Annotated in this window: 11 protein-coding genes; 10 read left to right on the top strand and 1 reads right to left on the bottom strand. The window is 36.6% G+C overall.

What is annotated here, in order from left to right; translation table 11 throughout:
• From JOE44_RS04860 to JOE44_RS04840, 5 genes are all read left to right on the top strand, one after another.
• Positions 1 to 1,005 (top strand): sugar kinase, encoded by a 1,005-nt coding sequence (locus JOE44_RS04860; RefSeq protein ID WP_209784580.1) that lies wholly within the window; start codon positions 1 to 3, stop codon positions 1,003 to 1,005.
• Positions 1,006 to 1,007: 2 nt separating this feature from the next.
• Positions 1,008 to 1,676, top strand: coding sequence for a bifunctional 4-hydroxy-2-oxoglutarate aldolase/2-dehydro-3-deoxy-phosphogluconate aldolase (locus tag JOE44_RS04855; protein WP_209784579.1), 669 nt, complete (start codon positions 1,008 to 1,010; stop codon positions 1,674 to 1,676).
• 224 nt (positions 1,677 to 1,900) lie between these two features.
• Entirely contained in the window at positions 1,901 to 3,427 is a 1,527-nt protein-coding gene (locus JOE44_RS04850; protein WP_209784578.1) for an MFS transporter, read from the top strand.
• Between the two features lie 48 nt (positions 3,428 to 3,475).
• Positions 3,476 to 4,939, top strand: a complete 1,464-nt coding sequence (locus JOE44_RS04845) for a tagaturonate reductase (RefSeq protein ID WP_209784577.1) — start codon at positions 3,476 to 3,478, stop codon at positions 4,937 to 4,939.
• Positions 4,940 to 4,944: 5 nt separating this feature from the next.
• A complete protein-coding gene (locus JOE44_RS04840) occupies positions 4,945 to 6,558 on the top strand; it encodes an altronate dehydratase family protein (protein WP_209784576.1) in 1,614 nt (537 codons plus the stop codon).
• 315 nt (positions 6,559 to 6,873) lie between these two features.
• Here JOE44_RS04840 and JOE44_RS04835 read toward each other — a convergent pair whose 3' ends face one another.
• Complete coding sequence (locus tag JOE44_RS04835) at positions 6,874 to 7,902, bottom strand: LacI family DNA-binding transcriptional regulator (RefSeq protein WP_209784575.1); 1,029 nt, start codon at positions 7,900 to 7,902, stop codon at positions 6,874 to 6,876.
• Positions 7,903 to 8,479: 577 nt separating this feature from the next.
• On the opposite strand from JOE44_RS04835, the gene JOE44_RS04830 reads away from it, so the two are divergent.
• The 5 genes from JOE44_RS04830 (at position 8,480) to JOE44_RS04810 (ending at position 12,889) form a co-directional block, all read left to right on the top strand.
• A complete protein-coding gene (locus tag JOE44_RS04830) occupies positions 8,480 to 8,851 on the top strand; it encodes a hypothetical protein (protein ID WP_209784574.1) in 372 nt (123 codons plus the stop codon).
• A gap of 11 nt (positions 8,852 to 8,862) precedes the next feature.
• Positions 8,863 to 9,402 (top strand): TonB-dependent receptor plug domain-containing protein, encoded by a 540-nt coding sequence (locus tag JOE44_RS04825; protein ID WP_209784573.1) that lies wholly within the window; start codon positions 8,863 to 8,865, stop codon positions 9,400 to 9,402.
• A gap of 458 nt (positions 9,403 to 9,860) precedes the next feature.
• Positions 9,861 to 10,520: a MarR family winged helix-turn-helix transcriptional regulator gene (locus tag JOE44_RS04820; protein ID WP_209784572.1), complete on the top strand. Its 660-nt coding sequence runs from the start codon at positions 9,861 to 9,863 to the stop codon at positions 10,518 to 10,520.
• A gap of 40 nt (positions 10,521 to 10,560) precedes the next feature.
• The gene (crtI, locus tag JOE44_RS04815; RefSeq protein ID WP_209784571.1) at positions 10,561 to 12,051 is read left to right on the top strand and encodes a phytoene desaturase family protein; all 1,491 of its coding nucleotides are present in this window, start codon (positions 10,561 to 10,563) and stop codon (positions 12,049 to 12,051) included.
• A 1-nt stretch (position 12,052) separates the two neighbouring features.
• Positions 12,053 to 12,889 carry a phytoene/squalene synthase family protein gene (locus JOE44_RS04810; protein WP_209784570.1) on the top strand — a complete coding sequence of 279 codons (837 nt, stop codon included), beginning with the start codon at positions 12,053 to 12,055 and terminating at the stop codon, positions 12,887 to 12,889.
• The last annotated feature ends 15 nt before the right edge of the window (positions 12,890 to 12,904 follow it).

Genomic DNA, 12,904 nt, shown 5'->3' with positions numbered 1-12,904 from the left:
ATGAGCAAAATAGTCACATTCGGTGAAGTCATTATGAGGCTTTCTCCACCCGGAAACAGAACCATGAAACAAAGTCATGAAATGGAGTTCTTTTTTGGAGGAACAGAGTTGAATGTCGCTGCTTCATTGGCAACAATGGGTTGTGAAGTACAGCATATCAGCTGTGTATCCGATGATTTTGTTGGAGAATCTGCGGTTTCTTTCATTCAGAGTTTTGGTATTGATACCACTTTTATCAACAAAAATGAACATCCTCTGGGCCTGTATTTTCTTGAGGTAGGATCATCAGTTCGTGCCAGCAGAATTGCTTATAACAGGCTGAACGGTTCCTTTGCAAATATTCAACCTGAAAAAATAGACTGGAAAAATGTGCTTGAAGGATGTGGATACTTCCACTGGACAGGAATCAGTCCCGGTATTTCGGAATCAGCCTATGAAGCTTTAAAAGAGGGGTTGAAAATCGCTCAGCAGATGGGGATTGAAGTGACAACCGATCCTGCTTACCGTTCAAATCTCTGGAAATATGGCAAAAAAGGAAATGAAGTACTGAAAGAACTGGTTTCTTATTCCACCATTTTTATCGGAGGAGTAAACGAAATCAATGAAATTTTCGAAACTCAGTTTTCCTCAGACAAAGAAGGTTTTATTGAAGCCTGTAAAGAATTAAAACAACAGATTCCTTCCGTTCAAAGGATTTTTGATAAAGTAAGAATTGGGGTCACAGCCAGCACTCAGCAAACCCAGGGAAGAGCATGGGTAGATGAAACCTATTTTGAAACCAATCTCCTTGAAATCAATCCTGTCGTTGACAGAATCGGGACGGGAGACGCTTTTGCCGCAGGGTTAATCTATGGTTTAAAGAATTTTGATGACGAAAAAGCATTGAATTTTGCAAACGCAGCCTGTGCTTTAAAACATACTATTCCGGGGGATATTAACTATTCAAGTGCAGAAGACATCCTGGAAGTGATGAACGGAAATTCAGGAGGAAGAATAAAAAGATAATTATGGCAAGATTTAATAGAATAGAAGTTGCCTTGATGGCAAAGCAGACAGGGATTGTACCAGTATTTTATCATACAGATCTTGATGTTTGCAAAAAAATTGTGAAAGCTTGTTTTGATGGTGGCGCCCGTGTTTTTGAATTTACCAACAGGGGAGATTTTGCCCATGAAGTTTTTGCTGAGCTGGTAAAATATGTTGCCAAAGAAATTCCTGAACTGATCCTGGGGATTGGTTCTATCCTTGATCCGGCAACGGCTTCATTATACATTCAGAATGGTGCGAATTTTATTGTAGCTCCCATTTTAAATCCTGAAGTCGCAAAAGTTTGCAATCGAAGAAAAATTGCCTGGATGCCCGGCTGTGGTTCTGTTTCTGAAATTTCTTACGCCGAAGAACTGGGTGCTGAAATTGTAAAAATATTCCCGGCAACACAGGTAGGAGGTCCGGAATTCATCAAAGCAGTGAAAGGTCCGCTGCCATGGTCAAACATCATGCCTACAGGAGGAGTAATCCCTGTTAAAGAAAATATTACCGAATGGATTTCTGCAGGAGCCTATTGTGTAGGATTAGGTTCCCAGCTGTTTGTAAAAAATGAGGAAGGAGAATATGACTATGAAAAGATTACAGAAGCAGTTGCCCATTCGATTCAGGTTATTAATGAATTAAGATAACGAGATCCTTTCATTTTGTTTTAAGCCAGCAAGAAAAGTAAAAACTAAGTAAATACTTTCAAGAGGGTAACCATTGAAGCTCAACTTAACTGTTTTCAATTCTTTAATTAAATAATAATGGTTTAAAAAATTAATAGATTCTGTGCTTATATAGCATGGAAAGGATAGTTTTTGTCTTATTCTATTGTTAAAATCAATAAAAATCAATACTATTAACGATTGATATGAAAAAAGAAATATCTCCGAAACCGAGTACCTTCAGATGGACAATCTGCCTGCTCCTTTTTATTGCAACGACCATCAATTATATGGATCGGCAGGTGCTGTCTCTCACCTGGAAAGATTTCATCGCTCCGGAATTTCACTGGAACAATAATGATTACGGAAATATCACTGCATTATTTTCTATTTTCTACGCAATAAGTATGCTTTTTGCCGGGAAATTCGTAGACTGGATGGATACCAAAAAAGGATTTCTCTGGGCGATCGGAATCTGGTCGATAGGAGCGGTACTCCATGCTTTCTGCGGAATTGCTACTTCAGGGGTTCTGACCGGACACTGGTGGGTAGGTTTTGAAGAATCTAAAGAGATTATCGGAAGAGTAGATAATGTTGGGGCTATCATCAGTACCAGTGTCACATTGTTCATTTTTGCCCGTTTCGTTCTGGCTGTTGGGGAAGCTGGGAATTTTCCTGCTGCGATAAAAACGACTGCAGAGTATTTCCCAAAGAAAGACAGAGCGTTAGCAACCAGTATCTTTAATGCCGGAGCAACGGTTGGAGCTTTAGCTGCGCCGGTTACCATTCCTTTTATCGCAAAATCGATGGGCTGGGAATGGGCATTTATCATCATCGGAGCATTAGGTTTTGTATGGATGGGCCTTTGGGTATTCTATTACAAAAAACCTCACGAACATCACAAGGTTAATGAGCATGAGCTTATCTATATTCAGCAGGATCAGGATGATTTGCCTGCAGAAGATGCATCGCTGCCGGAAAAGAAATTCTCTTTCAGGGAATGTTTCAGTCACAGACAAACCTGGGCTTTTGCCTTTGGAAAGTTTATGACAGATGGAATCTGGTGGTTTTTCCTGTTCTGGACACCAGCTTATCTGAGTTCTGTTTATAAAATGGATTCTACCCAAAGTGCCTTACCGCTATTTGTTCTTTATATGATCACTTTATTGTCGATTATTGGAGGATGGCTTCCAAAATATTTTGTAGAGAAAAAAGGGATGAATGCTTATTCCGGAAGGATGAAAGCGATGTTAATCTTCGCATTCTTCCCTCTGCTGGCTTTGTTGGCACAACCATTAGGTTCTGTTTCCTATTGGATTCCGGTTCTGATTATCGGAATTGCGGGAGCAGCACATCAGGCATGGTCTGCCAATATTTTCTCTACGGTGGGCGATATGTTTCCTAAAAAAGCCATCGCAACCATTACCGGAATCGGAGGGATGGCAGGTGGAATCGGCTCATTTTTAATTAATAAATCTTCTGGAGTTCTGTTTGATCATGCTCATAAAGCATGGACTACTGTGGACGGAATTCCTTTATTGGAAAAATATCCTCAATACATTAATGAACGTCTTCCTGAAAATTTTGTTCATGATCTGGAAAAATCCGGAGCTATTATTTCCGATGGAATTGATAAAGGCTACATGATCATTTTCTCAGTATGTGCAGTGGCTTACCTGATTGCCTGGAGTGTCATGAAGACTTTGGTTCCTAAATACAAAGTGATTAAATAGAAACAAAAGCTATCAGATCCAAAGATAGTTTCATTCAAATTAGAAAAAATGGAAAATCAGATAAAACAAAAATTAAATCGTGAATTCAATGGTTCTCACGAAAAGCTTCCGATCAAAATCGTACAGTTTGGAGGAGGAAATTTCATGCGGGGATTTACAGATTATATTATAGATCAATTAAATAAAAAAGCAGGTTTCAACGCTGGAATTGTCAATGTTCAGCCTACACAGGGTGGTTCTGTTCATAAACTGGAAGAGCAGGATAATCTATACACCCTTTTTACAAGAGGAATAAAAAAAGGTGAAATTATTGATGAAAAACAGGTGATTTCTTCCATTCAGAAGTCCATCAATCCTTATACACAATATGACGAATTTTTGGCTTTAGCAAAAGAAGAAGAGTTGGAATTTGTTTTCTCCAATACCACAGAAACAGGAATTACGTATGACGAAACTGAAGATCAGTATTCCGGACCGCACAAAAACTTTCCGGCGAAAGTGACAGTTTTATTATATGAAAGATTTAAATATTTCAAAGGAGCACCAGAAAAAGGATTAAGAATTATCCCTTGTGAACTCATTGAAGATAATGCCTTTGTCTTAAAAGATATCATTATTCAATATGCCAGATTATGGAATTTAAAAGAGGATTTTGTGCAATGGATTGAACAGTGTAATTATTTCCACAATACATTGGTAGACAGGATTGTTCCGGGATATCCTAAAGATGATGCAGAATCTTATGAAGAACAGTTGGATTATGAAGACCAGATGATGGTTGTTTCTGAGGTATTTTTACTTTTTGTCATTCAGGATGCTAAAAATCTGAAAGAAAGAATTCCCTTCGATCAGATCAATGAACAGATTCTGGTAGTGGATGATATTCAGCCTTATCGCCTGAGAAAAGTAAGAATTTTGAATGGCGGCCACACTTTAATGCTGGCTCCGGCACTTTTATCAGGAAAAGAAACGGTAAAAGAATCCATTGACAATCCATTTATCGGGAAGTTTTTACGTGATGCGGTTTTCAATGAAGTCAACCCAACCTTAGGATTTGATGAGAACGAGTTGAAAGATTTTGCTGAAGAAGTGTTTGACAGGTTTAGAAATCCTTTTATTAAGCACTATCTGGCAAGTATCGCCTTGTATTTTGTTTCTAAATTTAAAGTAAGAATTCTTCCGAGCCTGTTAGGGTATGTTGAAATTAATCATAAATTACCGCTTAATTTAACCTTCTCTCTGGCAAGTTTAATAAGATTCTACCAGGGAAGTTTTAATGGGGCAGCCCTTCCGTTGAATGATGAAGAGGCAATTATCAACCGATTCAAAGATATCTGGACAACAAACGATTATGAAAAGGTAGCAACACTGGCACTAAGTGAAAATGCTTTCTGGGATACTGATCTTACCCAAGTTAAAGGTTTGAAAGAGGCGGTGGCAAAAGCATTGTGGGAAATTGATAATCATGATGTGGAAACAGCGTATCAAAACTTTATTCAATCTTACTCTTAAATATTATGCAAAAGAAAGTACTGAAGGTAAATCCTGATGATAATGTAGCAGTTGCGCTGGTTGATCTTGCACAGGGTGAAACGGTTACACTGGATGATCTTACTTATGAGATGATAAAAGATACAAAGGCTAAACATAAGTTCGTTACAGAAGATCTCTCTGCTGGAGATTCCATTATCATGTATGGGGTTTTGGTGGGAAAAGCCAGTCAACCCATCCAAAAAGGAGAGGTGATTACCACGGAAAATGTAAAACATCAGAGCGCAAAAGTAGAAGGCAAAACAGAAACTATTTCCTGGACAGCTCCGGATGTGGAGGAATGGAAGGATAAAACTTTCATGGGCTATCATAGGGAAGACGGGCAGGTAGGAACAGAAAATGTATGGCTGTTTTTTCCTTTGGTTTTTTGTGAAAACAGAAATGTAGAGATTTTAAAAGAGGTTTTTGAGAAAGAACTTTTATTTGAAAAAGTAACAAAACATCAGCTGTTGTTGAGATCTCTTATCAATAATTCAGAGGAAGAAGTTATCGCAGAAGAAGATCAGGACTCCAGGGTTTTTAAAAATATTGACGTTAAATTTATAACCCATCAGGGTGGTTGTGGCGGAATTCGTCAGGATGCAGAAGCATTGGGACGTTTGCTGGCAGGCTACGTTAATAATTCAAATGTGGCTGGAGCAACCGTTTTGAGCCTTGGTTGTCAGAATTTGCAGGTTCAGATTTTTAAAGATGCCCTTGAAAAGATCAGTCCCAACAATAAAAAACCGATTATCGTTTATGAACAGCAAAAATCGGGAACCGTGGATGAAATGCTGAGCGGGATCATTAAGGATTCCTATGAAGCCATTAAAAAAGCCAACGAAATCCAAAGAAAACCGGCATCTATTTCAAAGCTTATATTAGGATTGGAATGTGGTGGCTCAGACGGTTTTTCCGGAATTTCTGCCAATCCGGTTTTAGGCCGTCTGTCAGATTTAATGGCCGGAATTGGTGGTGCTACAATTCTTTCCGAATTCCCGGAATTATGCGGCGTAGAGCAGGAACTGGTAAACCGTTGTGTAAACGAGAAAGATGCAGAACGATTTTTACAATTGATGAAAGATTTTGAAGAATCAGTCGTTGCTGCAGGATCTGGCTTTGATATGAATCCGTCACCGGGGAATATTAAAGATGGGTTGATCACTGATGCCATGAAATCTGCAGGAGCGGCTAAAAAAGGAGGCTCATCTCCCATTAATGACGTCCTTGATTTCACCGAATATATTCAGAAACCCGGATTGAACTTACTATGTACTCCCGGAAACGATGTAGAATGCACCACTGCTTTGGTAGGTTCAGGCTCTAATGTCGTGTTGTTTACAACGGGTCTTGGAACTCCTACTGGAAATCCTGTCGTTCCTGTGGTAAAAATATCCTCCAATACTTCACTTTCCGAGAGAATGCCTGATATCATCGACTTCAATACCGGAGACGTGATTACAGGAGAAAAGACAATTGATGAGAAAGCAGAAGAACTGCTGGAGTTTATTATTAAAATAGCCAGTGGAGAAGTAAAAACAAAAGCTGCCATTTTAAATCAAAACGACTTTATTGCCTGGAGAAGAGGCGTTAGTTTATAAAATGTTTTTTGACTATAAATATTAATTAGGGATGAAAATGCTTTCTACTTTGTAGGAGGCATTTTCTTTTTATAATAATGAAATATCAGAGCGAGGAATATTTAGAGAAGTGAAACTTTCTCACGAGTAAAATGATCAAGTAATAGTAAAAATGTGATTCAATTGAAACAGGCTTTAGCCCGTTTAATAAAACAGAGATACGATCATTGGCTTTAGCCAAAACTTATAAATAGAGTGTAATTTAGATTTGTCCTTCTTCAGAATGACAAACAGGCTTTTGATGACTTCTGTCACGTAGTAATCTCAAGAGAAAAACTATTTTTTCTTTGACGACTTCCTGATATAAAGTTGCGGCGTAAGCACCACCTTTTTCTCAATAGAAACCCCGGAACCGTTTTCTTTTACACTTTCTAAAAATACCTGTCCTGCCATTTTCCCCATCAATACAGGAGTCTGATCTACCGAACTAATCGGAAGCTCCATAAACTGAGTGAATGGTTCATTGGAAAAACCGATAATGGCAACTTCCTCAGGAATTTTTATTTTTCTCTTTTTTAATTCCTGGCAGGCACCTAAAGCAGCAAAGTCACTGGATGAAAATATAGCATCCGGAACAGATTTTTTGCTCCAAAGCTTTTTGATGGCTTCTGTTCCTTCTTCAATAGAACTGCCCGTAAAGATAATATTGTCCTCTTTTACAGGAAGGTGATGATCTGCCAAAGCTTGTTTATAGCCATTAAGACGGTTCTGGTAAATTTCAAGATTAAGATCTCCTGCAAAATGGCAGATATTCTTATATCCCTCTTTGATAAGATGTTTCGTAGCCATGTAACCACCACGATAATCATCAATAGTCACCGTGCTGATTCCTGAGATATCTTTTTTACGGTCAAAGAAAATAACCGGTGTATTCGAAGTATCTATAATGCTTTGGATATGACTGATATCCGTTGTTGTTTTGGAAACAGACATAAAAATACCGTCTACCTGAGCATTCAGCAACGTGTTCAGCTGTCTTTTTTCAATATTCACATCTTCGTGGCTCTGGCAGATAATCACATGATAACCCAGTGGGGAAAGCTCTTCCTCAATTCCTCGGATTACTGACGAGAAAAAGTTGGTATTGATATACGGAACAATGATACCTACATTTTTGGTTTCACCGCTTTTTAAAGCTTTGGCAAGGTTATTTTGCTTGTAATTCATTTCCTTGGCCGTTTTACGAACCAGCTCTTTGGTAGCTTCACTTATTCGCGGGTGGTCATTCAATGCTCTCGAAACAGTTGCCACACTTACGTTGAGCTTATTGGAAATGTCATAAATAGTGGCATTTTTTTTATTCATACCTTTTTTTCTGAGCGTTTTTTAAGATGCCTGAATAAACAGACGTTATTGACGTAAATTTAATCAAATTATAGCTATTTAAAAGTAAAATGACTGTGTTTTACATTATTTATGAAGATATTAATTAAATAATTTGTTTTGAATCCCCTTAAATTGTTGTTTTTATATTAATTACCTTTTTTGGAGGTGCGGAAAAACTTTAAATTTATAAGGTAATAAAGGTATCTTATATCATTTTTTATTATAGCTATCTTGCCGTTTCAAACTACATTTGAGACTTAAAAAAGATTTTAAACAGTAATGATTTATTACAATGTCCTCAATAGAACTTTTACACATAGCTGATTAAAGGGATTACTTTTTCGGAAAAAATTAAAAGGCATATTCTTTTTTTCTATTTTAATTACTTAAATTTTCAATTAATTTTTATTAATTCTAATTAAAACTTCATGAGTTTGGACGGTATGCAATGGCATTTGTCAGCTTTTTATTCTTTCTGTATCGATCAGGTTTTCTTTTAAGAATATAGTTTGTAAACCTCCTCTCTTTATTGTAAATTATTCCTATTTCAACAGTAATGAATAAATCTGTCGCAAGTATTCTGATGATTTGCGGAGCTGTTCTCATCAATGGCCAAACTTCATCAGCCGAAAAAAAAGACTCTACAAATGTGCAATCGATTGCGGAAGTTGTTGTGACTTCTTCCTATGGAACCAAAAAGCTTAAAGAAGAAGTTGTGGGATCCATCGTAACACTTATAGAAAAAGATATTAATGTTTCCCAAGCTTATGAAAGTATAGATAAGATGATTGCAGGGATGGCTCCCGGAGTACAGATTGTAAATAATACAGAACTGGGAAAGCCTGTAAATATAAATATTAGAGGACTAGGCTCTCTGGTTCCGCTTTCAGCAGTTTTCGGAACTTCTACACAGCCACTCATCATATAGATGGTGTCATCATGAGAGAAGACAATCCCTTTGCTCAGACTTACTTTAATGGTGCAGAATCCAATTCCGAGATGAACATTAATCCACTGGCAAGGCTCAATACAGATAATATTGAAAGTATTAATATTCTGAAAGATGCAGCAGCAGTAGCACTTTACGGAGCTGAATCTGCCAATGGAGTGATCCTGATTACCACTAAAAAAGGACATAAAGGAAAACCGACTTATTCATTTACTACCCAATATGGAGTTTCTCAGAGTATTAATAAAATTAAATATCTGAGCGGACAGCAGTATGCTCAGCTTTATAATGATTATTCTAAAAACCTTCCCAAGCCTGTAGCTTATCCATGGAATGGCGTAGATGTCAACTGGTTTGATGTAATGAACAGGAATGGTGATTTTTACAGGACCAATTTTACCACCAGTGGTGGTGGACAATATTTCACTTACCGGGTAGGGTTGGATTATTCAAAAAATAATAATACATGGAAATATACAATTAGATTCTCAGAAATCTTCAATGTTGAAACCATTGGATCTTACCAATGAAGAAATAGCTCAACTGGAAGCATTCCTGGGAACACTCAATACTAAAAATCAAAGGATAACTCCGCCTAAATTACCAGAATAATCATTTACATGTTTTTTCAATGTATGGACTTTTAATTGGATGATCTTGCTTAGGTAGTTTTATTCATGTTCCTGACGATATGGTCTTCTGCAAAGGATATTAATATCTTTTATTTTGACTACCCTGTTAATCATAACAATTAAAAAGTAGAAGTCTTTATGGTCATTCTGCCATCAACAAACAATTTATAAAAATCATTTTGGTTTATTAATTTACTATTTAATAGTTTACTTATTACTGTTTATTTAAAGATCATATTGATTTTCTACCTCTTTTAAAGCACTTTTTTATCATTTCGGTTTAATTATCAAATAAAAACAAAATAAAGGTATATTTATATTCTAAAATTAGTACATTTGTGTACTAAATGTTTTATATGAATTTTGATCTTATAAAATCGGTTATAGAACTTGTTCAGCAATTCATGAAACAAAATGAGGGTAAATCCTTCTATAGTAATGACCTTAAAGGATTTATAAAATGGATTAATGTGTCCTGTAAAGATGGTTTTGAATCTCAAGACCCTGATTGGATAGGAAAAGAATTGGGACGAAGTTCTGATAGTGTTATCACTACTTTATTGATAAGAATGAATAGATATGCAAAATCTTACTCACGCTCTGTAATTAGCCATTCTACCTTTTCAAGTCAGGATGATTTCATATATCTTATAAACCTTAAGGTATTGGGAACCATGTCTAAAATGGAACTGATCAAACGCAATCTTCATGAAAAATCTTCGGGGATACTTATCATTAACCGTTTACTTCGTAATGGCTGGGCTGAACAGACTGTTGTTCAAAAAGACAAAAGAAGTAAGATGATTCAAATAACAGAGAAAGGACTGGCTGTATTAGCTGATAGCATGGAAGAGATCCGTATGGCTTCAAAGGTGGTGGCAGGAAACCTTACTCATTCTGAACAGATGTTGCTCATTGCTATACTTTCTAAACTGGATGAATTTCATCATTCTTTTTACCGGATGAATCTCGATGCAAGAGATCTTTTGGATGCTGCGTATAAAAAACTGAATTGAATAAATCGTAAAAAGTGTTGAATAAAACGACTCAATAACAATGAATGCCGATAACATAAGAAAGAGAATTGCGGTAATAGGTTCCGGCTTTTCCGGGCTTTCTGCAGCTGCATATGCTGCAAAGTCAGGACATGAAGTACATGTATTTGAAAAGCATGATCAGCCCGGAGGACGTGCAAGGCAATTTAAAACAGAGGAAGGATTTGTTTTTGATATGGGACCCAGCTGGTACTGGATGCCTGATATTATCGAAGGCTTTTTCAATGACTTTGGGTATAAAGCATCTGATTTCTTTACACTGATTTCCTTAGACCCACAGTTTGAAATGGTTTTTGCAAAAGAAAAAGTTTCAATACCTGAAAACAATGATGAAATCCGGGAGTTATTTGAAAAAACAGAGCCGGGAGCGGGTAATAGGTATGATCAGTTTATGAAATCAGCTCAGTTTAAATATGAGGTAGGAATGAAAGATTTTGTGACAAAGCCTTGTTATAACTGGTTAGAATTTGCTTCTTTAAAAATAGCAGGCAGCGCAATGAAACTTAATCTTTTGAGTGATTTCAGGAAATATGTTTCTGGCTATTTTTCTGATTCAAAACTCAGATCGCTAATGGAATTTCCGGTTATATTTCTTGGTGCTTCTCCTCAAAATATTCCTGCTCTATATAGTCTCATGAATTATGGAGGTTATGTTTTGGGAACAAAGTACCCAATGGGAGGGTTTTATCAGCTGGTTCTCGCCATGAAAGAAGTTGCAGAGAAACAAGGGGTAACTTTTCATTTTAGCCGTGAAGTACAGAAAATAAATACAGAAAAAGGAAGAGTAGTTTCAATCACAATAGACGGTGAAAATTATGAATTTGATGCCATAATTGCTTCATCAGATTATCATCATACAGAAACATTACTCCCTAAATCACTCAGAAATTACAAGGAAGAATATTGGAAAACAAGAACCTTTGCGCCCTCGTGCCTTATTTATTATCTTGGAATCAAGGGAAGAATTCCGCATTTAAAACATCATACCCTTTTTTTCGAAAATGAACTTGACAATCATATAGATTGTATTTATAAAAATAAGAAATGGCCTTCAAAACCTCTTTTTTATACGTGTTGTCCTTCAAAAACAGATTCGGATGTTGCTCCGGAAGGCTGTGAGAATCTTTTTCTGTTGCTGCCTCTTGCGCCTGGAATACATGATGAAGAAGCGGTAAGGGAAGAATACCTTATAAAAATGCTTCATAGAATTGAAATGCACACAGGAGAAAGCGATCTTGTTTCAAGAATTGAGTATAAAAAGAGTTATTGTGTAAGTGATTTTATTTCAGACTATAATGCTTATCAGGGTAATGCTTATGGATTGTCTAACACTTTGTCACAAACAGCTGTCCTGAAACCTAAAATCAAAAATAAACAAATCAAAAACCTTTTTTATACGGGACAGCTAACTGTTCCGGGACCGGGTGTTCCTCCTTCAATAATTTCCGGGAAAATAGTAGCAACTGAAGTCAGTAAACTAAAAATAAAATAATATGAAAAAATTGTTTGATGAATTGTCTTACGAAGTCAGTAAGTACACGACACAAAAATACAGCACCAGTTTTTCATTGGGGATACTGGCACTGAAGCCTTCCATCAGACCTGCTGTTTACGCTGTTTATGGTTATGTACGCCTGGCGGATGAAATTGTAGACAGCTTTCATGGTTATGATAAAGAAAAGCTCTTGAATAGATTAAAAACAGAAACCTATGAGGCGCTGGAAGATGGTATATCACTCAATCCCATTTTACAATCATTTCAGGAAACAGTGCGTCAGTATAATATTGATATACAATTGATCAGTCAGTTTTTGTACAGTATGGAGATGGATCTTCATACCATTGATTATAACTCGGAATTATATAAAGAATATATCTATGGGTCTGCTGAAGTGGTAGGTCTTATGTGTCTGCAGATATTTACTGAAGGTAATAAACAGCAATATGAAAAACTGAAACCCTTCGCTATGAAACTGGGATCTGCTTTTCAGAAAGTTAATTTTTTGAGAGATCTCAAAGATGACTTTCAGATTCTGGGCAGAACCTATTTCCCGTCTATGAATATGTCAGTATTTGATAATACATTAAAAGCCTGTATTGAAAAAGAGATTGAAGAAGAGTTTAAAGAAGCATTACTGGGAATTAAAAAATTACCGAATTCATCTATTTTCGGAGTTTATCTGGCATACAGATACTACTTGTCGCTGTTTGAAAAAATAAAAAAAACAAGTTCTCAAAAAATGCTGCAGCAAAGGATAAGAATTGCAAACTCGCAAAAACTGTTGGTAGCATTCAAGAGTTATATACGCTACAAATCTGCTTATTTCTAATGCTTAAATTGTAGT

This window comes from Chryseobacterium sp. PvR013 (genome assembly GCF_017833095.1).
GTDB classification, from domain to species: Bacteria; Bacteroidota; Bacteroidia; order Flavobacteriales; family Weeksellaceae; genus Chryseobacterium; species Chryseobacterium culicis_A.
This window is presented reverse-complemented; position numbering and strand designations above follow the sequence as displayed.